This window comes from Burkholderia sp. IO2, from assembly GCF_029522185.1.
GTDB classification, from domain to species: domain Bacteria; phylum Pseudomonadota; class Gammaproteobacteria; order Burkholderiales; family Burkholderiaceae; genus Burkholderia; species Burkholderia cenocepacia.
In genome coordinates, this window is record NZ_JAKWFH010000046.1 from 36419 (window position 1) to 58657 (window position 22239).

General features: G+C 64.6%; 18 protein-coding genes. 4 read left to right on the plus strand and 14 right to left on the minus strand.

What is annotated here, in order from left to right; all coding sequences use genetic code 11:
- Window positions 1-25: 25 nt before the first annotated feature.
- The 3 genes from MMB92_RS25860 to MMB92_RS25870 all read left to right on the plus strand — a co-directional run bounded on the left by MMB92_RS25860 (window position 26) and on the right by MMB92_RS25870 (window position 3846).
- Entirely contained in the window at window positions 26-1213 is a 1188-nt protein-coding gene (locus tag MMB92_RS25860; RefSeq protein ID WP_006486068.1) for a helix-turn-helix transcriptional regulator, read from the plus strand.
- A 232-nt stretch (window positions 1214-1445) separates the two neighbouring features.
- Entirely contained in the window at window positions 1446-2813 is a 1368-nt protein-coding gene (locus MMB92_RS25865) for an MFS transporter (RefSeq protein ID WP_277563032.1), read from the plus strand.
- Complete coding sequence (locus tag MMB92_RS25870; RefSeq protein WP_048984999.1) at window positions 2800-3846, plus strand: beta-propeller fold lactonase family protein; 1047 nt, start codon at window positions 2800-2802, stop codon at window positions 3844-3846. The genes MMB92_RS25865 and MMB92_RS25870 overlap by 14 nt, the downstream gene beginning before the upstream one ends.
- Window positions 3847-3912: 66 nt before the next feature.
- Here the strand turns inward: MMB92_RS25870 and MMB92_RS25875 are convergent, their stop codons facing one another.
- A complete protein-coding gene (locus MMB92_RS25875; protein WP_006486061.1) occupies window positions 3913-4950 on the minus strand; it encodes an AraC family transcriptional regulator in 1038 nt (345 codons plus the stop codon).
- Between the two features lie 224 nt (window positions 4951-5174).
- Between MMB92_RS25875 and MMB92_RS25880 the strand changes: the two genes are divergently transcribed.
- Complete coding sequence (locus MMB92_RS25880) at window positions 5175-6284, plus strand: fatty acid desaturase (RefSeq protein ID WP_060264881.1); 1110 nt, start codon at window positions 5175-5177, stop codon at window positions 6282-6284.
- A gap of 29 nt (window positions 6285-6313) precedes the next feature.
- Here the strand turns inward: MMB92_RS25880 and MMB92_RS25885 are convergent, their stop codons facing one another.
- From MMB92_RS25885 to MMB92_RS25945, 13 genes are all read right to left on the minus strand, one after another.
- Window positions 6314-6934, minus strand: coding sequence for an HAD family hydrolase (locus MMB92_RS25885; RefSeq protein ID WP_060264884.1), 621 nt, complete (start codon window positions 6932-6934; stop codon window positions 6314-6316).
- Window positions 6935-7057: 123 nt separating this feature from the next.
- Window positions 7058-7930 carry a hypothetical protein gene (locus tag MMB92_RS25890; protein ID WP_006497779.1) on the minus strand — a complete coding sequence of 291 codons (873 nt, stop codon included), beginning with the start codon at window positions 7928-7930 and terminating at the stop codon, window positions 7058-7060.
- Window positions 7931-7981: 51 nt separating this feature from the next.
- Window positions 7982-8638, minus strand: coding sequence for a TerD family protein (locus tag MMB92_RS25895; RefSeq protein ID WP_006482759.1), 657 nt, complete (start codon window positions 8636-8638; stop codon window positions 7982-7984).
- Between the two features lie 99 nt (window positions 8639-8737).
- Window positions 8738-9754 carry a DUF475 domain-containing protein gene (locus MMB92_RS25900; protein WP_006482747.1) on the minus strand — a complete coding sequence of 339 codons (1017 nt, stop codon included), beginning with the start codon at window positions 9752-9754 and terminating at the stop codon, window positions 8738-8740.
- 43 nt (window positions 9755-9797) lie between these two features.
- Window positions 9798-10538, minus strand: a complete 741-nt coding sequence (locus MMB92_RS25905) for a VWA domain-containing protein (protein ID WP_277563033.1) — start codon at window positions 10536-10538, stop codon at window positions 9798-9800.
- A gap of 20 nt (window positions 10539-10558) precedes the next feature.
- A complete protein-coding gene (locus tag MMB92_RS25910; RefSeq protein ID WP_006482744.1) occupies window positions 10559-11656 on the minus strand; it encodes a toxic anion resistance protein in 1098 nt (365 codons plus the stop codon).
- Window positions 11657-12001: 345 nt separating this feature from the next.
- The gene (locus tag MMB92_RS25915) at window positions 12002-13363 is read right to left on the minus strand and encodes a hypothetical protein (protein ID WP_006482742.1); all 1362 of its coding nucleotides are present in this window, start codon (window positions 13361-13363) and stop codon (window positions 12002-12004) included.
- A gap of 22 nt (window positions 13364-13385) precedes the next feature.
- A complete protein-coding gene (locus MMB92_RS25920; protein WP_006482760.1) occupies window positions 13386-13649 on the minus strand; it encodes a PAAR domain-containing protein in 264 nt (87 codons plus the stop codon).
- A gap of 9 nt (window positions 13650-13658) precedes the next feature.
- Entirely contained in the window at window positions 13659-15017 is a 1359-nt protein-coding gene (locus MMB92_RS25925; protein WP_006482748.1) for a hypothetical protein, read from the minus strand.
- A 22-nt stretch (window positions 15018-15039) separates the two neighbouring features.
- Window positions 15040-15303 carry a PAAR domain-containing protein gene (locus tag MMB92_RS25930; RefSeq protein ID WP_006482760.1) on the minus strand — a complete coding sequence of 88 codons (264 nt, stop codon included), beginning with the start codon at window positions 15301-15303 and terminating at the stop codon, window positions 15040-15042.
- 9 nt (window positions 15304-15312) lie between these two features.
- Window positions 15313-16794: a hypothetical protein gene (locus MMB92_RS25935; RefSeq protein WP_012492725.1), complete on the minus strand. Its 1482-nt coding sequence runs from the start codon at window positions 16792-16794 to the stop codon at window positions 15313-15315.
- Window positions 16791-19052 carry a DUF3274 domain-containing protein gene (locus MMB92_RS25940; RefSeq protein ID WP_277563034.1) on the minus strand — a complete coding sequence of 754 codons (2262 nt, stop codon included), beginning with the start codon at window positions 19050-19052 and terminating at the stop codon, window positions 16791-16793. Before MMB92_RS25940 ends, MMB92_RS25935 begins: the two co-directional genes overlap by 4 nt.
- A 23-nt stretch (window positions 19053-19075) precedes the next feature.
- Window positions 19076-21853 (minus strand): type VI secretion system tip protein VgrG, encoded by a 2778-nt coding sequence (locus MMB92_RS25945; RefSeq protein ID WP_060264706.1) that lies wholly within the window; start codon window positions 21851-21853, stop codon window positions 19076-19078.
- Between the last annotated feature and the right edge of the window lie 386 nt (window positions 21854-22239).

Below are 22239 nucleotides of genomic sequence, written 5' to 3' on the forward strand. Positions count from 1 at the left end.
TCATCCGGACCAGGAGAACACGAGCATGCGGATCGCGCTGGCGCCCGGCGACACGGCCGCGCACGATGGTTTCGACGACGCGGCATGGAGCGCGCGCGAGCTCAGCGCATGGCTCGGGCTCGTCTATCAGGGTCCGTCGGAAACCACGCCGTGGGCCGGCTTTCTCGAAGCGGTTCGCGTGCGACTCGATGCGAGCTTCACGACGCTCGTGCTGCGCAATCCGGGCGGCGCGCGACACGGGCTGATCATCAACGCGTCCGCGCACGGCCCGCTGCTGCCCGGCGAACCGTCGTACAGCGAGCAGTTCTATGCGCTGTGCCCGTTTCTCGACCACCCGCCCGGCCAGGTGTTCACGGCCGACCGCCTGTTCGGCGACGCCGCGTGGCGCGCGCACGATTTCTACCGGCAATACCTGCAGCCGCTCGACCTGCGCTACATCCTCGGCGCGAACCTGCGCGGCGAACGCGGCGTCGAGTGCGCGTTCTTCGTGAGCCGCCCGCACGGCGGCCGCGATTTCGACGCGACCGAGCGCGCGCAGGTCGCGACGCTGCTGCCGCACCTGCAACGCGCGGTCGAGCTGCACGCGGCGCTCGACGTCCTCGATGCCGAACGCGCGCTGTATGCGGGCACCGTCGACCGGCTCGACGTCGGCACCGCGATCGTCGACGAGGACGGCCGCGTGATCAAGCGCAACCGCATCGCCGAACGGCTGATCGACCAGCAGGACGGGCTGTGCGTGCGGCAGGAGCGGCTTCACGCGTCGTGCCCGCTCGACGAGCGCCGGCTGCAGAAGGCGCTGCAGGCCGCGCTCGAGCATTTCCGCGCCGGGGCGCTCACGCGCATCGAGGCCACCACGCTGTCGCGTCCCGGCGGCGCGATGCCGTTGAGCGTGCTGCTGCGCCCGCTCGCGCCCTATCGCGGCGCCGAGGACCGCCAGCATCGGCCGGCCGTCGCGGTGTTCGTCCGCGATCCGGCCGCGTCGCCGCAGACATCACGCGACATGCTGCACCGGCTGTTCCGGCTCACGCCGATGGAAACCGAAATCGCGCTGCTGCTGGTTGACGGGCTGACGCTCGACGAAGCGGCGGCCGCGACCGGCATCACGAAGAACACTGCCCGCGCGCACCTGCGCGGCATTTTCGCGAAAACGGGGGCGACGCGGCAGGCCGTGCTCGTGAAGACGCTGCTCAACAGCGTGGTGTCGATGGCGTAGCGCGCCGTGCCGGCACTCGGCACGATCTCATTTCACGTCATACGTCATCAGACGTTGTCGAATGACGCGTCGATCGCCGGCATTCGCCAAATTTTAGGAAATTTCCGGGTAAACCCGCGACGTCATCGTCGATGCTCCGGCGTACCATGTCATACGACGACATACTACATCGACCGCCACCCAGACGCCGACGCGGGCTGCCGCCCCGTCCGCCGCCCGACCGGAGACACCCTTGAACCCGCCCTCGTCCGCCCTGCCCGGCCGCGACCCGCTCGCGTCGGCCGTCTCGAAAGTGAAGTGGCACGTGCTGCCGCTCGTGCTGATCATGTTCATCGCGAACTATATCGACCGCGTGAACGTCGGCTTCGTCGATCGCCATCTCGAAGCGTCGATCGGCATCGGCGCGGCCGCGTACGGGCTCGGCGCCGGGCTGTTCTTCGTCGGCTATGCGCTGTTCGAAGTGCCGTCGAACCTGCTGATGCAGCGCTACGGCGCGCGCGTCTGGCTGGCGCGGATCATGGCGACGTGGGGCATCGTCGCGGCCGCGATGGCGTTCGTGTGGAACGACACGTCGTTCTACACGCTGCGCTTCCTGCTCGGCGCGGCCGAGGCCGGCTTCTTCCCCGGTGTCGTGCTGTACCTGTCGCAATGGCTGCCGCCGCAGGAACGCGGCAAGGCGATGGCGATCTTCCTCGGCGGCTCCGCGTTCGCGTCGGTGCTGTCCGGGCCCGTGACCGGCGCGCTGCTGTCGATCCGCGGCTTCGGCCTCCAGGGCTGGCAATGGATGTTCCTGATCGAAGGGCTGTTCTCGGTCGCGCTGTGCGGCGCGAGCTGGCTGCTGCTGAAATCGCATATCCGCGACGCGACGTGGCTCACGGCCGAGGAACGCACGGCGCTCCAGCACGCGCTCGACGCGGAGCGTGCGACGCGCGACGTCCGCTCGAACGTGCCGGTGCGCGCCACCGCGCTGCTGCGCGATCCGCAGATCATGCTGTTCTGCTTCCTGTATTTCGCGATCCAGCTGACGATTTACGCGGCCACGTTCTGGCTGCCGACCATCATCCGCAGGATGGGCGGCCTCACCGATTTCCAGGTCGGCCTGTACAACACGATTCCGTGGATCATCGCGATCGGCGCGATGTACGGCTTCGCGGTGCTGTCGTCGAAGTGGAAGCATCCGCAGCGCTGGCTCGCGTTCTCGCTCGTGCTCGCCGCGTGCGGGCTGTTCGCGTCGACGTCGCCCAGTCCGGTGTGGTCGTTCGCGTCGATCTGCTTCGCCGCGCTCGGTTTCAAGGCCGCGGCGTCGCTGTTCTGGCCGATCCCGCAGGGCTATCTCGACACGCGCGTGGCCGCCGCCGTGATCGCGCTGATCAACTCGGTCGGCAACCTCGGCGGCTTCGTCGCGCCGACGGCCTTCGGCTATCTGAAGCAACATACGGGTTCGATCACGGGCGGGCTGTATGCGCTCGCGATCGCTTCGCTCGTCGCCGCGGTCGCCGCGCTGTTCGCGCGCACGCACCGGCGCAGCGAGCCGCCGCGCGGCCAGCCGGCCGACGAATCCTTCACGCACGCTCCGATGCTCCGCCATGCCGAACACTGACCGCCTGACCGTCGTCGTCTCGAATGCCGTCGACGGCGACCTCGCCACGTTCTCCCTCGCAGGCGACGGCACGCTCGCGCCGCTCGCCCGCTATCCCGCCGCCGACGTCGCGATGCCGATCGCCGTGCAGGCCGACCGCACGCGGCTCTACGTCGCGACCCGCGGCGAACAGCCGACGATCGTCGCGTTCCGCGTCGCGGCCACGGGCGCGCTCGCGCGCATCGGCACGACCGCGATCGACGCGAGTCACGCGTACCTGTCGCTCGACCGCGGCGGCCGCTGGCTGCTCGGCGCGTCGTACGGCGGCCATTCGCTGAGCCTTTACGACGCCGCGCGCGTGCGCGACGGCGACGGTACGCCGCTGCAGGTCGCGGGCGGCATCGCGAACGCGCACGCGGTGATCGTGTCGCCGGACAACCGCTTCGCGTACGTCAGCTCGCTCGGCTCGGACCGCGTGTTCGGCTTCGCGCTCGTCGAGGACGCCGCCGGGTTGCGCGCGGTCGAACACGGCGAAACGCGCGTGCCGGCCGGCTTCGGTCCGCGTCACCTGCGATTCGCGGACGACGGCCGCACGCTCGTCGTCGTCAGCGAATTCCAGGCCACGCTCGCCACCTTCGCCCGCGACACCGCCACCGGCCGGCTCGGCGACGCACACGTGAGCGCGCGTCACCCGGCCGTCGCCGCGCTCGCGCAAGGCCATGCGCGCCCGCCCGCTCCTGTCGAGCCGTCCGTGTGGGCCGCGGACCTGCACCTGACGCCCGACGAGCGCTTCGCGTACGTCAGCGAACGCACGTCGAGCCGGTTGCTCGGCTATCGCCGCAACGACGACGGGTCGTTCGCCCCCGCGCACGCGACGGCCACCGAAGCGCAGCCGCGCGGGTTCGCGATCGATCCGTCGGGACACTGGCTGATCGCCTGCGGCGAGCAGTCCGAACACGTCGCGGTGTATGCGATCGCGCCGGACGACGGCACGCTGTCGCTGCACGCGCGCGTGCCGGGCGGCCGCGGCGCGAACTGGGTCGCGATCGTCTGAAGTCGGGCGGTCTGAAGAAGAAACGGCGCCCGTACGGGAACCTGCACGCCCATGCGGGTGCGGCGTTCAGCGCCGCTCGCTCGGCGCGACGCCCGTCCAGCGCTTGAACGCGCGCGTGAAATTGGCGCGATCGGTATAGCCGACGCGCGCCGCGATCTCGTCGACCGGCAGCCGCGTGCCTTCGAGCAGCCGCAGCGCGTCGCGCAGCCGGATCTCGTCGAGCAGCGCCGAATAGGTCGCGCCGTATTCGGCGAGCTTGCGCTTGAGCGTGCGCGCCGACACATGCAGCTCGCGCGCGACGTCGTCGACCGACGGATAGCCGCCTTCGCCGCAGATCAGCAGGTTGCGCACGCGCTCGACGATGCTCTCCGCATAGCCGAGCCGCGCGAGTTCCGCCTCGCACTGCTGGACGATCATCTGCGCGGTCTGCGCGTTCGCGGTGCCGATCGGCTCGTCGAGCAGCGCGGCGTCGCAGCGGATGCGGTTCGCGCTCGCATCGAAATGGCAGCGCGGCAGCCGCGCGCGATAACGCTCGAACCACGGCGGCTCGGGCCATTCGAAATGGAGTTCGGCACGCGACTGGAGCGTGCGGCCCGGCGTCGGATACAGCAGCGAATTGAACAGGATCGCGGTTTCGACCAGAAAGTTTTCCACCGCGAACTGGCGCAGCCGGCCGAGCGGAAACGCTTCGAGCACGTCGATGTCGACGATGCCGTCGAGCTGCGCGAGCCGCACCGAGAAAAACGGCACGCGCGTCGGCAGGTAGCGGATGCCGAGCGCGATCGCCTCGCCGAGCGTCGCGCAGCTCATCAGCCCGAAGCCGATCAGTCCCGCTTTCGTGAGGCTGCTGCGCAGGCCGATCTCGATCGCGATCGACGGATCGTCGGTCGCGTCGAGCAGGTTGAACACGATCGCCGCCTGCTGCAGCGGCGTGATGCGCGCATCGGGCTGCGCGAGCCGGTCGCGCTCGACGCCCGAGCCGGCGAGAATGCGACCGCCGTCGATGCCGCGCTCCTCGGCCAGCATCAGCATGAACAGCGCATACGCGGACGACACCGTCGCCTTGTTCAACTGGCGCGCGGCATCCGGAACGGACAGGGCCATGCGGCTAACTCCGGAGCGGTTTCGGCGGATTGTAGCGTCGCTGGCCCGCAATGACACCGCGGCGGCACTCTAGCCATGGGACGGCATCGGCCACCGGAGCGCCGGCCAACGTGGCCCGAAATGACACCACCATTGGCACCGACGGCCCTCGCATGCGCGCCGGCACGCGCCTATGCTTGTCACATCGGCATTGCGCCCCACTCTTTCCGCACGGATTCCGGTCGATGAGCCAACCCGCACGAACCGCCTTTCGCCACGACGCCGACAAGGTCGCGTACGTCCGCCGCGAAGTGAACGCCGCGAGCGACGCGATCCGCGCACGCTTTCCGCTGCTCGACAACCAGAACCTCGTCGGTGCGACCGTGATGGCCGTGTCGGTGAGCGCGATGCTCGCGATCGCGTGGCTGTATGCGCGCGGCGCGATCGCGTGGTACGTCGCGCTGCCGCTCGCCGCGTTCGTCACGTCGCTGATCCACGAGCTCGAGCACGACCTGATCCACCTGATGTACTTCAAGAAGACGCCGTGGGCCTATCACCTGATGATGGCGCTGTGCTGGCTCACGCGGCCCGGCACGATCAACCCGTGGACGCGCCGGCGCATGCACCTGCATCACCACAAGGTGTCGGGCGGCGAATCGGATCTCGAGGAATTCGGCATCACCAACGGCGAGCGCTGGGGCGTGAAGCGCCTGCTGATGATCGCGGACGGCATGCTCGCCGTCGTGCTGCGGCCGGCCGCGATGCGCCGCAAGGTGAAGCAGTACGTGGCCGCGCAGCCGGTGCAGGATCCGTCCGAGCGCCTGCAGTTGCGCATCGAGCAGGTGTCGTCGTACATGCCGGTCGGTCACCTGTACTACACGCTGTGGCACGCGTTCATCGTCTATCACGTCGGCCTGTTCGCGCTGCATGCGTTCGGTTACGCGGTGACGGTGCCGGCCGTCGTCGAACGCGCGATGAGCGTCGTCGATTTCCTGGCGGTGGTGTGGCTCGGGCCGAACTTCGTGCGCAGCTTCTGCATCAACTTCGTCAGCTCGAACATGCACTATTTCGGCGACATCGACTCGCGCAACGTGATCCAGCAGACGCAGGTGCTGAACCCGTGGTGGATGCTGCCGTTCCAGCTGTTCTGCTTCAATTTCGGCAGCACGCACGCGATCCATCACTTCGTGGTGCGCGATCCGTTCTACATCCGGCAACTGACCGCCCGCACCGCGCACGCGGCGCTGCGCGAAGTCGGCGTGCGCTTCAACGACGTCGGCACGTTCGCCCGTGCGAATCGCTGGGGCGGCTATCACCCGTCTCGCGGCACACACCACGCGCAGGCCGACGCGTAACGCCGGCGGCGCGCGGCATCAGCGCCTCGTCACTCGCCGATCGGCGGCATCGGCCCCTGCCCGCGGATCCACGACCAGTTCGCGAGTTCAGCCATTTCCTTGTCGCCACGGCTGTCGCCGTACGCGAACAACTGCTTCGGCGGCCGGCTGCCCCACCATCCGCGCAGCCGCACGACCTTCTGCGGCCCCCAGCAGTTCTCGCCGTCGAGCCGGCCGGCGAAGACGCCGCGCTCGAACGCGAGCCGCGTCGCGAGCACGGCGTCGAAGCCGGCCGTCTTCGCCCACTTCTCCAGATACAGCGACGGCGACGCGCTGACCAGCACGACTTCATGCCCGCGCGCCCGATGCTCGCGGACACGCTCGAGCATTTCCGGACGCACGAGGTTCGGCAGATAGCTATCGACGAACCGGCGCGCCTGCGCGTCGAGCACGTCCTCGCGGATCGGCCCGAACGCGAACGACGCGAACTTCGCCTTCGCGTCGCCGCGCGACAGCAGCCCGGCCTTCATCGCGACGATCCACGGCAGCGCGCGCAGCCCGGCCCACGCGAAACGCGGCGTGCCGACCGTCTGGCGGACGAAATGGCGAAAGCTGTCGGTGGTCGTGATGGTGCCGTCGAAATCGAAGGCGGCGACGATGCGGTCGGTCATGGAGAATCGGCGGGAAAGCGATGAGATGCCCGGGAAGATAGCAGACTCGCGGCCGCCCGCGCGAAACCGTCGCGCCCGACACGCGACTGCGCGCGCCGCAGCGCGTGCGGTCGCATCGTTCGCTCAGCGCGACGGCCGCGCAGCCAGCGCCGCCGGCAGCACGACGTTCATCAGGTGATCGGCACGCGACAGCAGGTCGGTCACGCGCTCGTCGAGCCCGCGCAGTTGCGCCGGCTGCATCCGGATCTGCTGGACGGCCTGTCCGACGATGTTGCGGCGGTCGAACAGCGTGCGCTCGACGCCCGCATCGTCCGGCGCGCGCACGACGTCCGACACCGCGCTCAGCGCCGCGAGCACGACCACGAGGTTTTCCTCCGCATGGCGGACCTTGGCGGCGAGTTCCTCGGTACGGCGCGGGAAAAAGCCGAGCGACTGCTTGAGCGCACCGAGCGCCGCGCGATAGTCGACATGGCCGGACGCCGCCCCGAACCAGCGTTCGAACATGCCGGCCTTGCGCGTCGCTTGCGCGAGCATCCCGGCCATCATGTCGGCCGCGCCGAGTTCGTTGAATTCGCGCGTCGTCGCCGCGACCGCTTCGACGAGGTTGCCGGCCGTCTCCAGCGCGCCGTCGCCGATCGTCGCGACCGTCGCGAGCTTCAGCGGCACCAGTTGCCGGATATGCCGCTCGATGCGCGGCGCGTAGTCGGGATAGAGATTCGGAAAGCTGGCCTGTGCGGCGCGGAAGCACGCTTCGAGCTGCGGATGGTTCGATGCGCCGAACAGCGCACGGCCGATTGCGTCGGCGGGCGCCGCACGCACGGCGTGATCGGACGCGGGCGCCGGCCCGAACTCGAGCGCCTGCGGGGCGGGCCGCGCCGGCGCACGCGCGACCGGCGCACCGGGCGCGGCCGGCGCGTCGAACGCAAGACGCCCGGGCGTGCGCTCGGGCGTCGTATCGAACTCGAGCCGCTTCGGCTCGTCGGACGGATTCGTCATCGCTGCTTCCTGCCCGGCGCCGCGGTGCTCCGCGCGCCGGGCTGCCGCCAGTCAGACCGCGCCGCCGTACGCGCGGACGAAATCGCCGAGGCCACGGTTGTAGCCCGCGCCGACCGCCTTGAACATGAAGTGGCCGTCGCGGCGATAGAAGCTGCCGACCTGCACCGACGTCTCCATCGAGAAGTCTTCCTCGAGCGCGTACTTCGCGATCACCGCGCCCGACACCTCGTCGGCGATCTGGATGTAGCTGTTGCGAACCTGCCCGAAATTCTGCCGGCGCGCTTCGGCCTGGTCGATCGTCACGACCACCGAGATTTCCTCGACGTCGGCCGCAAGCTTCGTCATGTCGATGAAGATCACCTCATCGTCGCCGTCGCCGCTGCCCGTGCGGTTGTCGCCGCTATGCACGACGCCCAGGCACTTCGACGAAGGCATCCCGCGCTTCGGGAAATCGTCGCCGGGCTGGATGAAGGTTTCCTTGCGCTCCATCGTGCGCACTTCGCTGTTGTAGAACACGAAATGCTGATCCGAGATCAGCTTCGGATTGCTCTGCGCGTCGTACTTGCACAGGAACACCGACACGTCGAGATCGAAATCCGTGCCGGTGTCCGTCGCGTTCGCGTCCCAACCGAGACCGATGCGGAATTTCTGCGTGCCGGGCGCTTCCTTCGACAGGTTGACGCGACCGCCTTTCGACAAATTGATCATCTGAACCTCTTCTGCTGGAACCGCCGTAGCGCCGGCGGCGATGCCGGGCCGCACACGGCGGCCCCTTCGTTGATGGTGTTCGCGCCGCGTGACGCGCGCTTACTTGCCCGCCACCGCCGCGCGGTCTTCCTTGCGCTGCACGACGATCGACGACCACACGGCCGCGGCGATCATCGCCGCGCCGATCAGGCCCGTGACGACCTCCGGCACCTCGAACTTCACGCCCAGGAACATGATCGTCGCGAGCGCGCCGATCGCCCAGAACGCGCCGTGCTCGAGAAAGCGATACTGCGCGAGCGTGCCCTTCTTCAGCAGCACGAGCGTCATCTCCCGGATGTAGGCCGCGCCGACGCCGAGGCCGAGCGCGATCAGGAAAATGTTGTTCGACAGCGCGAACGCGCCGATCACGCCGTCGAAGCTGAACGACGAATCGAGCACTTCCAGATACATGAACCCCGCGACGCCTTCGCGCACCACGCGCGTGCCCGTGTCCTCGCCGCCGACCAGGTCGCCCACGCCGTGCGCGATCACGAAGCCGATCACGCCGAACGCGCCCGCGAGCAGAAAGCTGACCTGCTCGGTCGCCGGCACGTAGAACGACGCGACGATCACGATCGCCAGCGTCAGCGCCACTTCCAGTGCGGTGATGCGGCCGAGATGGCGCATCGGGCCTTCGAGGAAGCCGATCCAGTGCTCGTCCTTCTCGGTGTCGAGCATGAACTTGAAGAACACCATCAGCAGGAACGCGCCGCCGAACGCCGATACCTCATGATGCGCGGACGTCAGCACCGCCGCGTACTTGTCCGGCGATTCGATCGCGAGCGTCAGCGCGTCCCACAGACCGATATGGCCGATCACCGCGACGATCAGCAACGGAAACACGAGCCGCATGCCGAACACCGCGACCGGCAGGCCGAACACCATGAAGCGGTTGCGCCACTTCTCCGACCAGTTCTTCAGCACCGACGCGTTGACGACCGCGTTGTCGAGCGACAGCGAAATTTCGAGCACGCACAGGACCGCGACGATCAGCATGTCCTTCACGCCGCCGAGGAGATAGGCCGCGATCAGCGCGAGCGCCGTGAGCGACAACGGGATCTTGAAGTCTTTCAACATGATGGGGTAATCGAGTTCAGAAAAATGGGCAGGCGGGCCGCGCTTACTTCGCGCGCACCCAGTCGCAGAATTCCTGCGTGATCAGCTGTTCGTAGATCTGTTCGTCGCTGAGGTCGAGCGATTCGAGATGCAGGAAGCCGACGTTCGGCATTTCGTCCGCGACTTCCGCGAGGAAGTCGAATTCGCTCGGATCGCCGACGCCGACGAGCGACCAGTACAGCGGGAAATGTTGCGATTCGGTCAGCAACTGGCGCACGCGCTTGCGGTCGTTCTTCGGGTTCTGGCCGTCGGTGACGAACAGCACCCATGCGGGCAGATGGCCGTTCACGGGCGCGGAGGCGGCCGGCGCGGACGGGTCGTCCGCACCGCCGAACAGCCGGCTCAGGAAGCCGCGCTTTTCTTCGCGCTTCGGCTCCGGCGCGCGGAAGAAGAAATCGACGATTTCGTTCATCACCGGCGCGTACTGCGTGCCGCCCCACTTGTCGATCCGCGCGTTGAGCACATGATCGGAAATGTACGAGCCGTAGTTGTCCGGCGTCGCGGTCGGCAGCCGGTCGTAGCCTTCGGTGAAGGTCCACGTGTCGACTTCGCCGTTGTCGTCGAACTTCAGTGCAATGCCGAGAATCCGGTCGTGCGTCTCCTGGATCACGCCCGACTGGTACAGCGGCTTCGCGGAGCCCGAGATGTCGAGCGCCGCGCCGACGCGCACGACCGGCGGCTTCAGGATCTGACGTTTTTCGAGGACGATCGCGACCTTCGCCGCGCGTTTCTCAAGCGTAATCATGCGGTGTTCTCTCAGTTCTCTTAGTTGTGCTTCGGAGCGAATCGGGTGATCAGGTCCTGTTCGAGCTGGCGCAGGCGCGGCGCGTCCTGCTCGCGCTGGCGGCGGCCGTCGGCAATGATCTGCGTGATGTCGTCGAACGCGCCGAACAGCTGCTGCTGCGCGTATTCGAACGTGTCGGTCGAGATCACCGGGCGCTGGCCGAGCTTCGCGACTTCCTGCGCGTTCTGGCGATTCAGGTCGGCCTGCGCGCGGATCGCCTCGTCGGCGGCGTCGTACGTCGCGTTCGCGAGCGCCGCCGCGCGCTTGGTGCTGAGCTGCTCGAGGTAGAGCGCGAACGCATTGGTCCACGCGGGAATCAGCACGGTCTTGATCGTCATGAACTTCGACGTCAGCGTGCGTTTCTGGTCCTGCTCCATCCGGATCTGCGGCGCGAGCTGCTTCGACATCAGCATCGCGCGGTCGAGGTCGTCGAGCTTGCTTTCGAGCGCGTCGACCTTGCGCTTCACGTCGAGCAGGCGCTGTGCGGCGAACGCATCGTCCGCCGGCTGCTGGCCGGCCGCGAGATGCGCGCGCAGCGCCGCGAGCGCCGTTTCGCCGTGCGCCTTCGACTGCGCGAGCTCCTGGTGCAGCGCGTAGTTGTCGTTGTACATCCGCTCGAGCTCGTCGATGCCGGCCTTCTGGCGCTGCGCATGGTTTTCGAGCTCGACGACGAGCGTATCCATCCGCTTGCTCACCGACTCGTATTGCGACAGCAGCTTCTCCTTGGTCGAGCGGAACAGCCGCGTGACCTGCGTGAGCAGCCCGCCCTTGTCGGCGCCGCGCGGGTCGAGCCCCTTCGCGGTCGCGATCAGCTCGTTGAGCTTGTCGCCGAACTGGTCGGCGTCCGACGCCCGGACGCTTGCGAGAATCTGCTGGGAGAAGGCGGCGATCCGCGTGCCCTGCGTCGCGCCGAGCTGGTCGATCTCGTCGACGGTGATCAGGCGCGCGTGTTCCGTCGGCTGCGCTGCCGGCACGACGACGTTGGCGACGGCGGCTGGCCCGGCGACGGGCGACAAGGACGGCATGGAAGGACGATCGCTGACCGCATCGGATTTGTTGTCGTCGAATAGCGGCTTCATGTGGCTACCACGTTCCTTTTCTGCTTTTTGCTACGTGTGTTGTCGTGCGCGCAACGCGCGCTTCCGCGATTGCCGCCGTGCTCTCTCACGGGCGGCAGACGGACAATAAATGGCGACGGTGCGGCGCGTCAAGCCAGGCAAGTCTTTCAATTTCCATACGCTTTGTAATATATACGACGGCCATCTCGATACTGCTTCCGGCAATGTAAGGACATATGCGTTGATGGAGCATGAATCCGGAATTCTCGGCACACGCCGACGGAGAGAAATGGAAAGTATTTTGAAAGAATTGGCCTGTCGCTATTCCGCTGATTGTTACAGATTGCTTAACGCGGGCGTCGCGCCCTAGTCCGAGTAGCCTTGCGACGCCGGGCGCGCGTCGTGGCGGCGGCCCCACCACGGCAAGTACGCGTTGTTCTCCCCGCGTGCGCGGAACCAGTCCTTGCCGGGATCGATCGGCGTCAGCTTCGACGGTGCGACCACCACCACGGCCGTCGGATGTTCGGTGTCCGTCGTGCCCGCCACAAGCACGTTGCCGCCGAGATGATTTGCGCGGCCGATCGCGAGCGCCACATCGGTCAGCGCCGCGCCGGCCCCCATGTCACCGAGCAGTGCCGACGTATTGAAGGTTTCGCCGCGAAGATCGCTTTCCGGCACGGCTTCGGCGAGCCCTTGCGACAGGGACGCGGCCCTTGACGACGCGGCCGCGCTGCCCTTGCCCGCATCGGGGATAACGTAGTTCAGCGACGAGACCGCGACGCCCGCATTGGCTGCCGCCGCGTCGATCGTCGACTTCCATGCCTGCACCGCGCGGCCCTCGCCTTGCTTCGCGTCGAAATCCTGGACGCTGCCTTGCGCCGCCTTGCCGATCCAGGCCAGCGGTTCGCGCTCGGTCTTCAGATCCGGGCCGGCGAGGAACAACACCACCATGTTCTCGTTGATCTGTTCATCCTGCGGCGGAAAGCTTGGCGCGTCCCAGTTCATCACCCACACGCTTTTGTCGGGATGCGCGGCCAGGTAGTCCAGCGCGGCGTTCAGTGACGTGAAGCCGGCATTGCCGTGGCCCGACGTCACGTGCACGTCGGGCGGTATGTCGCGGATCCATAGATTTTTTGCGGAGGGGTTGCCGATTTCATACATATTTACCATCTCGTCGCGCAAGAACGCTCCGGCGCCTTCCGGGTCGAGACGGCCGGCAGGAAGTGCGAGTTCGACATGCACCCCCGCCAGTTCACGCCACTCCCGCTTGTACTTCGAGCCGATGGTGTAAAAATAATCGGGGTTCATCACGTAGCGCGTCCGAAACAACACGAGAAGTTCGCGCACATATTTCTTGTAAAAACCCGCGAACGACTCACGCCCCCGCCGCCCGTCCGCGACGATGGAAACCGCCTGCAAGGTCGAGTATTTTTTGGGGTTTGTGCGCACCATGTCGTCGTTGGCGTTCGGCTTCACCAACCCGAGCGTCCACAGCAATTGCCACTCCGTCGGATAGTCACGACGCTGCAGCGGATTGAGCCATTCAAGTCCGACAACTTGGGCAACAAACGGCGCGGCAGACGCACCTTCGACGGATTGCGTCGATGCGGCGCGCGTCTCAGCCCGCAATGGCGGGCTCGACAAGAATGTCGCCATCACGATCGAGACGCACCCGATACGTCTGGCAAGAGTGAAGCAGTGCATGAATACCCCGATCGAACCGGCCATCCCCGCGCGCCGGTCCGGCAATTCATTCCCGCCCGGACGATGCCAGGCTCGAAATCAGCGTCGCACCACACGACGTCTTGTGTCCATCGAATGCAGCCGGTTTCCCGTCGACAATGACCTGCGGATCGCCTTCGGCGATAAAGCAGGCCTGATGGCCCGCGATCGGACAGATACACGTATCGCCGAGCCGGGCGACCGGCCGCCCCATCACTTCGCTGACCGCGCTGCCGGTCACGACCTGACCGCCGTGGCTCGTTGCGTCGCCGACTCGAATGATTCCGCGCATGCGTGTTCCTTATTCCGAATAGCCTTGCGACGCAGGGCGCGCGTCGTGACGGCGCCCCCACCACGGCAAGTACGCGTTGTTCTCACCGCGTGCGCGGAACCAGTCCTTGCCGGCGTCGATCGGCGTCAGCTTCGACGGCGCGACGACGACGACTGCCGTCGGATGCTCGGGGTCCGTCGTTCCGGCTACGAGCACATTTCCACCGAGGTGATTCGCTCGGCCGATCGCCAGCGCCACATCGGTCAGCGCCGCGCCGGCGCCCATGTCACCGAGCAGTGCCGACGTATTGAAGGTCTGCGTACGGAAATCGTATTCCGGCAGTACTTCCGTCAGCGTCTGCGACAGCGATGCAATTCTTGTCGATGCAGCATCGCTGCCCTTGCCCGCGTCGTGCACGATGTAATTCAATGACGATACCGGCACGCCTGCATTAGTCGCCGCCGTATCGATCGTCGACTTCCATGCCTGCACCGCGCGACTCGCGCCTTGCTTTGCGTCGAAATCCTTGACGTTGCTTCGAGCGGCTTTACCGATCCACGCCAGCGGCTCGCGCTCGGTCTTCAGATCCGGGCCGGCAAGGAACAGCACCACCATGTTCTCGTTGATCTGTTCGTCGTTCGGCGGGAAACTCGGCGCATCCCAGTTCATCACCCACGCGCTTTTGTCGGGGTGGGCGGCCAGATAGTCCAGCGCCGCATTCAACGACGTGAAGCCGGCATTCCCCTGCCCTGATGTCACGTGCACATCCGGCGGTGTGTCGTGGCTCCACAGATCTTTTGCCGATGAATTTCCGATCTCGAACGTGCTGATTATTTGATCACGCAAATATGCCTTTGCCTTGATGGGATCAAGACGACCAGAAATTGCCAGTTCAACATGCACGCCAGCCAGCTCACGCCATCTACTTCTGTCACCAGGTTTCACGGTATAGAAATAGTTGGAATCGGTAAAATATCTAGTACGGAACAATACGAGCAACTCGTCGATATATTTCTCGTAAAATCCACCAAATGATTCACGTCCAGAGCTGCCATCCGCAATGATTGAGATCGCTTGAACGGCAGAGTACTTTTTAGGGTTGGCGCGCACCATATCGTCATTCTTGTTCGCAGAAGCCAAGCCCAACGTCCACAGCAATTGCCACTCCGTCGGATAGTCACGACGCTGCAGCGGATTGAGCCATTCAAGTCCGACAACTTGGGCAACAAACGGCGCGGCAGACGCACCTTCGACGGATTGCGTCGATGCGGCGCGCGTCTCAGCCCGCAATGGTGGGCTCGACAAGAATGTCGCCATCACGATCGAGACGCACCCGATACGTCTGGCAAGAGTGAAGCAGTGCATGAATACCCCGATCGAACCGGCCACCCCCGCGCGCCGGTCCGGCAATTCATTCCCGCCCGGACGACGCCAGGCTCGAAATCAGCGTCGCACCGCACGACGTCTTGTGTCCATCGAATGCAGCCGGTTTCCCGTCGACAATGACCTGCGGATCGCCTTCGGCGATAAAGCAGGCCTGATGGCCCGCGATCGGACAGATACACGTATCACCGAGCCGGGCGACCGGCCGCCCCATCACTTCGCTGACCGCGCTGCCGGTCACGACCTGACCGCCGTGGCTCGTTGCGTCGCCGACTCGAATGATTCCGCGCATGCGTGTTCCTTATTTTGAATAGCCTTGAGTCGTAGGGCTCGCATCGTGACGACGTCCCCACCAAGGTAGATAGGCGTTGTTTCCGCCGCGTGCGCGAAACCAGTTCTTAGTTGCATCGATCGGCGTCAGTTTCGAAGGCGCGACCACCACCACCGCTGTCGGGTGCTCGGCGTCGGTCGTTCCGGCTACGAGTACATTTCCCCCGAGGTGATTCGCTCGCCCGATCGCCAGCACCACATCGGTCAGCGCTGCGCCGGCCCCCATGTCACCGAGCAACGCCGATGTATTGAAGGTCTGCGTACGGAAATCGTATTCGGGCAGTACTTCCGTCAACGTCTGCGACAGGGACGCAATGCGTGTCGACGCAGCATCACTGCCCTTGCCCGCATCGTGCACGATGTAATTCACCGACGACACCGGCACGCCAGCATTACTCGCCGCCGTATCGATTGTCGACTTCCATGCCTGCACCGCGCGACTCGCGCCTTGCTTTGCGTCGAAATCCTTGACGTTGCTTCGAGCGGCTTTACCGATCCACGCCAGCGGCTCGCGCTCGGTCTTCAGATCCGGGCCTGCAAGGAACAGCACCACCATGTTCTCGTTGATCTGTTCGTCGTTCGGCGGGAAGCTCGGTGCATCCCAGTTCATCACCCACGCGCTTTTGTCAGGATGCGTAGCCAGATAGTCCAGCGCGGCGTTCAGCGATGTGAAGCCGGCATTGCCGTGGCCCGTCGTCACGTGCACATCCGGCGGTGTGTCGCGACTCCATAGATTCTTTGCGGACGGGTTGCCGATTTCGAATATATTGACAATGCGATTACGCAGATATGACGCAGCCGATGCAGGCTCAATTCGTTCGGAAGGAATAGCCAACTCCACATGCACGCCAGCCAGCTCACGCCACTTTCTTTTGTCATCCGAGCTCACGGTGTAAAAATAATCTTCACCCGTAAAATATGGAGCTCGGAAGAGCAACAATAGTTTATCGACATATTTCTCATAAAATCCAGCAAAAGATTCACCTCCTCCATTACCATCCGCGACAATGGAAATTGCCTGCAACGTCGAATATTTCTTCGGATTCGTTCTAACCATATCATCGTTGACATTTGGCTTGACCAGACCAAGCGTCCACAATATTTGCCACTCGGTAGGGTAGTCCCTGCGCTGGAGGGGATTCATCCATCCAAGGCCTACAACCTGCGCAACGAAAGGCTTGGATGAACTGGCCCCAGCGATCGGGACTGCCTTATCGGCCGATGAGGCGGCCATCGCGCGAGGAGCAGCAATCACTGTTGCGAACGCAAACACCATGATTGCCACGAGCCCCGGGACCAACACCAATCGTTTCAACAGATTACCCATACCCAATAACTCCCCTGCCGGCTTGCCAGACGAAATCAATATCAAAAACGACGCCCCTAAAGCAAAAAACAACGCAAGGCTCGCAACTCCGACTCGACGCGGCCAGGTGGCAATGACCGCCTTCATAAAATACCTCCCAACTTCATGAAAAAGCCACCATCTCGCTCGTCATGTATTTTCCCCGGCATTGCGGCACTTTCGTCTTTTTTAACCCAGTCAGGCAAAAATAGGTCGCCGTGCTTGCCGGTATTTATATAATCCATCAAATTAAAATTAGGATCACCCTTCTTGGAATCACTGGCAAATCTCCAATCAGCCTGGATTCTGAGATATTTGAAATCATCTTCAGTTAAATAACAAAGCCCAATTGCCACATCATAAGCCAACGCCCTTTCAGCATGATCCTTGTTGGTCATGATGGTCGAATGGTTAGTGGGGTTATTCTTGTCCCCGCCGTTCAGAATCTGGAATATCTCGTTGTTCCGCCATTCGGTATAGTCAGCACTCGCTGCCTCCGGATTGTCCTCCCCGATCACATTCCCTTCCTTGTCGACCCAGCGGCGATTTCCGGACCTTCTCGCTTCCATCCGAAGAATGGAATGATCCTCATACCGCTGCGCAGCCTCGGACGCCGCGTCCCCCTGCGCCTTCAGCGCATCACCCTCGGTCTTGAATTTTTCCGACTTCGCGTCGAAGTTGTCGTATGGATCGTCATCACGCTTGTTCTCCTTGTTGGCGTCACGCCCAGCCGACGGCGGATCGTAACCCTCGTTGAAGCGCCCTTCCTCAATCGGTTTCCCTTGCGCATCGCAAGCGCCCGACGGCTTACCGTAGCGCAACGCCTGCGGGAGGAAGCGCGTTTCCTTGTCGAGCATCGGTGCCGTAATCGGGATTTCCCAATTTTTCGGTGGCTCGGCATTGACTGCCATGTCCGTCAAATTGAACAGGTAGAAGACCGGACTCGTTGCAAGCGTGAAAATCTTCGCGATCCACCCTTCATTGGAATGCATACCTCGTCCAAGACCATACCGCGCCGGTGGTGATGGCGGATACCAGAAACCTTCCTTCTGGTTCTTGTCCTTGCGCCAGTCATCCTGCCAGTACCGATAGAGCTTGCTCTCTCCGCCCACCTCGAAATTCGACGCGAACACGCGTTGCGAAAAAACGCCCCACGCGTTCGTCGCACTGATTTCATCGATACTCATCCCGCGCCAGCCGATTCCCTGAACGGTCAGGGCGGAAATGACCTGATCGTGCGGGCAGCAGTACAGCGTCACTCTTCCGTAGGTGTTTTTCTGGTACAGCCCATGCGCCTCCCGGTCCTTGGCTGCGCTATACGGTTTGCCTCCGTCCTTCGACGGTCTCGCGCTTTCCATCGCGCGATCGAGATCCTCCGCAGGCATCTCGAGCTCGGCCCGGGCACGCAGGATATCGAAGTACGCCCTCAACGTCTCCTTGCGCGCGACATAGGTCTCGCGCCCCACGTGACCGTTCTTGTCGCGCACTCCGCGCTGGGCCCATGAGTCGGTCATGTTGGCCTCGACGAGACTGTACGGAGGATTGGCGAGCACATAAGTGTCGGCGACGCAGCGCCCTTTCTTGCCCCACTGATCCGTCACCTCGGGCAACCGGTCGCCGAGGAATGCGGCGGCAAGGCCGATCATGTTTCCCTGGCTGTGGCACACGATCGTGATCGGCGCGTCGGCCTGTCGTTTGCGGATCGACTCGACCAGGCGTGCCAGCCGCAGCGCGCCAAGTACGCCGTAAGTGCGCGGCGGCGTGGAGTAGATTTTTCGATTGCCGATGCTGTTCATGTGCTGAACGGTCAGCCACAGAAAGAGCCGATCGTTCAACCCGTCGTTCCACAGATCCGGCAGACTCGAACACCCGCCCGCGAACGGACCACCGCCCCAGTAATTCTTCTCGTTGAGCATGATCTTGTCGCCATACTCCTTCAGCTCCTGCGCATTCGCGGCATAGCCCCACCGAAAGTGGATGACGGGCGAAAACGACGGATCGGGCTTGATGTACGTCTTCGACGACATTTCCGGATTCAGGAAGCCGTCCGGCGTCAGGCTTTCGATATAGCTGACCGGCGTCATCTGCCCGGCCACCGGCCCCCAATGGAACAGCTGATCGTCATAACGCCCCATGCGCCGGTTCAACCCGGCACACAGCCCCTTCTCGGCCTCCTGGAACCATTCCCCTTCCGAATTCACCCCGTGCACGAAAATGACGACGCCCGGCAGCGGCATCTGCATCACGCACTCGAGGTCGTTGCGGTTGAACAGCGTCGTCCCCAGTCCACCACCCACCGGAGTCTGCGACGGGTCGTCCGTCGACGGTTGCCCGCCCGGGTTCTGCGCAAAGTTGTAGTTGAACATGTTGTTTTTCTTGAAGACTCGGCTCAGGTTCTCGACTTGAAGAAGCGAACCGCCAATTGTTCGAACTGGTCGCTGCTGACCGGCGCCAGCTTGCCTTGCGCGTCGGTCTTCCCCTTGATCAATTCGCCCGACGCCTTTCGCACCTCGGCTTCCATGCCCTCGACCGGCTGTCCGTCGGTGGCCCGGACCAGCTTCGGCACCCGCCCCAGCGAGCCCTGGTCGAACTTCGGAAAGTCGGCGCTCATGCTCGCCGGCCCGGCCCACGTATGCGACGCCGACTTGACGGTGAAACTCCCCGGACACCCGAGCTCGATATCGCCGCCCTGCAGCTTCAGGTACGCGCCGCCCGACGTCACGAACACGACCTGCTCGCTGGCCATACCCGCGAGCTTGCCGCCGCCCGCCGTCATCTGGATGTTCTTCGCCGAATCGATCTGCGTGTCGTCGTTCTGGCTCTGCAGCGCCACTTTCCCCTGGTTGGCGATCGCCGACACGCCCTCGCTGTGCGCGAACATCGCCACGCCATGCCCGGCCTGCAGGTTGATCCGCTGCCCGCTCGTGTACTGCAGGTGGTTCTGCGCGACGACATCGACGTTGCCGCCCGCATGGGTCGTCACGGTCTTCGGCGTCGCCATGCTGATGCCGGCCGGCGCGGTGATGCCGATCGCGGCCATCGACGCGCCTGACGACTCCCCGCCGTCGGACGCCTTGCCATTCGGCCAGCCTTTCACCGTGGTCATGAGCGCATCGTGCGGCTGCGTATCCGGCGCCACGCCCTGATGCTGGCCCGCATAGTCGCCGAGACTCTTGAACAGTTCGACGCATTCCTGCATCAGTTGCAGATACTCGTCGCGCGCGAGGTGGCCGTCGCTCGCGCGCAGCCGCTCCCAGGCCGAAATCAGCATCGCCTTGCCGCTGCGAATCGCCACATGCGCATCGCTGCGCAACTCCGCGCCTTCGCCGCGCGCCGTACCCTGCCCGTTGTCGCGCGGCTGCGTCAGATAGCCGAGGTTCAGCTGACTGTACGCATGCTCGCTCGCCAGCTGGCTGCTGATCTGCCCGGGCGTATCGTCGAAGCGGATCTGGTTGTAGCGCTGCCCCTTGATTTCCTTCGTCTTCGTGCCGGAAAGATAGCGGTTGCCCGGCAGTGCGCCGGTATGGCTGAAGGTCGCCGGCATGTTCGGCCCGTTGGCCAGCACGCCCATCACGACCAGCCGGTCCGGATCGCCGCCGATATGGCCGATCAGCACTTCCATGCCGACGCGCGGCAACGTATTCGCGCCGAAGCTCGGCCCGGCGAGCGCGCAGGCGACGCGCACCGGCGCGCTGTCGGACGGCGTGCCGCTCGTGCCGGCGCCCTGCGCGTGCGCATGATCGTCCGCGCTGAGCCCCTGGATTCGCACCCGGATGCGGCCCATTTCATCGCAGAACACCTCCTCGCCCTCCGGCCCGACGACGACCGCCGTCATCGGATGAACCGGCGGCAGGTCGACGTGGGGATCGTAGGCCGGCGTCAGCGGCACGCCGCGCCGCACGCACGAGAACGTATTCTCGTAGCGCCTGTCGCTTTCGTCGCCCGGCTTGCCGCTCAGGTCGGCCGGCACCGCGTTGAACAGCACGCGGCTTGCCGCGAACAGCGATTGCGCGCGCTCGTTCAGTTCCTTCGGCAGGTTATTGCGCACGCAATGATGAAGCGACGTGACGACGAACTGCCGCTGTTCGGCCGGCAACGTATCGAGTTGCGGATGCTCGGCGAGCGCAAACCAGTGACCGACGGCAAGATCACGCACATTGCTCACGCCGTCGACGGATTCGGCACGCAGTTCATGCGCCAGCATCCGGTCCTTGCCGATCCGGTCGAGATCGGACGACGAATCCCCGGCATGCGGGATATCGATGACGACGTCGGCCAGCAAATGCCCGAGGTCGTTGCCGCCGTCACCCTGATCGACGATCGTCGCCTGCTCGGTTTGCGACATCCGGCCGCTCTTGTAGTCCCACGTCGGCCGGACGACCTTGCCCGGGATCAATCGGCGGCTCGTCGCCCACAGCGTGATCGAGTCGCGCGCCTCGGTGGCGGCGTCGCGATGGTATCGGATCGTGCCGGCGACCGTCTCCGGCAACTTCATCGAGTCATCGGCAAAGACGAGCGTATGCACCGGCGTGTCGTGCGCTTGGCCGCTCGCCCGCTCGCCTGCCTTGCCCGCCTTGACGAATACGGTCGCCCCGTCCCGTCGCAACAGCCGCCGGATGAAGTGCGCGTCCGACTCGTTGACCTGCCGCGTGAGTTCACGCGCGGGGTAACGCGCGGCTTGCAGACCGGACAGGTCGAACTCGAATGCGCCCGCGAGCGCCGAGCTGCGCTGGCGCCATTCCTGAAGCAACACACCGAGGATGTCGGGCAGGCTCTTGGACCGAAACAACCGCGAATTGGTCCGCCGCTCCATCACGGACAGCACGTCGCGAATCGTCAGCTGGTAGCAGGTCAACGAACCGTCCGACTGCCCGGTGCGGACGTCGGTGACGATGCCGTTGATGGGATGAAGACGCCCGCGATCGGTCGTCATCTCGACGGAAACCGGCAGTCCGATGAAGCTGCGGATCGGCAGATCGGCCCGTGCCGACACGCAGGTCAGATGCCCCTCGATACCCGTCATCAGCCCTTCCCGGATATCGGCATACTGGAGCGCAAGCACTTGCTCGAGCGTTTTCTGGGCAGGCCCCCAGTTCATGCGAACCGGTCGATTGTTCTGATCGACCACCCCCGACGCAAACGTGCGTAGTAATTCGGCTGTATTCACAGCGTAACTCTCAGGATTTTGTTTGACTTCGTTGTTCGGCGAGCAATCACGCCCGCTGGTCCGTCCTGGGAGTGCCGCCCGTCTGGTTTTCGGCGAGCATAGCAAATTTGTCAGGTTGGTGACGGCTTTTTGACAGGATTTAGAATCCTTTTTGCACGGCGCGCAACGGGCTCAACCGTTTCACTTTCTTTCGAAGTCGGCCGATCCCGTCCCGCGCCCCTCGAGCGTCGTCCCGGTGTCGGTCCCGTCCGCGCCGCATTCCCGATACGGGCCGGACGAACTGCACCGCCAAGTCACGAATCGTGAATCCCATCGTCCGTCGATACCAGCGGACGTCGCGCCGAAATGCCGATCCTCGGCCGACGTCATCTCGTCCGGATGGCACG

Bases quoted from the DNA above. Each gene is read 5' to 3' on its own strand.
- MMB92_RS25860 (WP_006486068.1), top strand. From the start codon at position 26: ATGCGGATCGCGCTGGCGCCCGGCGACACGGCCGCGCACGATGGTTTC.
- MMB92_RS25870 (WP_048984999.1), top strand. From the start codon at position 2,800: ATGCCGAACACTGACCGCCTGACCGTCGTCGTCTCGAATGCCGTCGAC.
- MMB92_RS25875 (WP_006486061.1), bottom strand. From the start codon at position 4,950: ATGGCCCTGTCCGTTCCGGATGCCGCGCGCCAGTTGAACAAGGCGACG.
- MMB92_RS25880 (WP_060264881.1), top strand. From the start codon at position 5,175: ATGAGCCAACCCGCACGAACCGCCTTTCGCCACGACGCCGACAAGGTC.
- MMB92_RS25885 (WP_060264884.1), bottom strand. From the start codon at position 6,934: ATGACCGACCGCATCGTCGCCGCCTTCGATTTCGACGGCACCATCACG.
- MMB92_RS25890 (WP_006497779.1), bottom strand. From the start codon at position 7,930: ATGACGAATCCGTCCGACGAGCCGAAGCGGCTCGAGTTCGATACGACG.
- MMB92_RS25895 (WP_006482759.1), bottom strand. From the start codon at position 8,638: ATGATCAATTTGTCGAAAGGCGGTCGCGTCAACCTGTCGAAGGAAGCG.
- MMB92_RS25900 (WP_006482747.1), bottom strand. From the start codon at position 9,754: ATGTTGAAAGACTTCAAGATCCCGTTGTCGCTCACGGCGCTCGCGCTG.
- MMB92_RS25905 (WP_277563033.1), bottom strand. From the start codon at position 10,538: ATGATTACGCTTGAGAAACGCGCGGCGAAGGTCGCGATCGTCCTCGAA.
- MMB92_RS25910 (WP_006482744.1), bottom strand. From the start codon at position 11,656: ATGAAGCCGCTATTCGACGACAACAAATCCGATGCGGTCAGCGATCGT.
- MMB92_RS25915 (WP_006482742.1), bottom strand. From the start codon at position 13,363: ATGGCCGGTTCGATCGGGGTATTCATGCACTGCTTCACTCTTGCCAGA.
- MMB92_RS25920 (WP_006482760.1), bottom strand. From the start codon at position 13,649: ATGCGCGGAATCATTCGAGTCGGCGACGCAACGAGCCACGGCGGTCAG.
- MMB92_RS25930 (WP_006482760.1), bottom strand. From the start codon at position 15,303: ATGCGCGGAATCATTCGAGTCGGCGACGCAACGAGCCACGGCGGTCAG.
- MMB92_RS25935 (WP_012492725.1), bottom strand. From the start codon at position 16,794: ATGAAGGCGGTCATTGCCACCTGGCCGCGTCGAGTCGGAGTTGCGAGC.
- MMB92_RS25940 (WP_277563034.1), bottom strand. From the start codon at position 19,052: ATGTTCAACTACAACTTTGCGCAGAACCCGGGCGGGCAACCGTCGACG.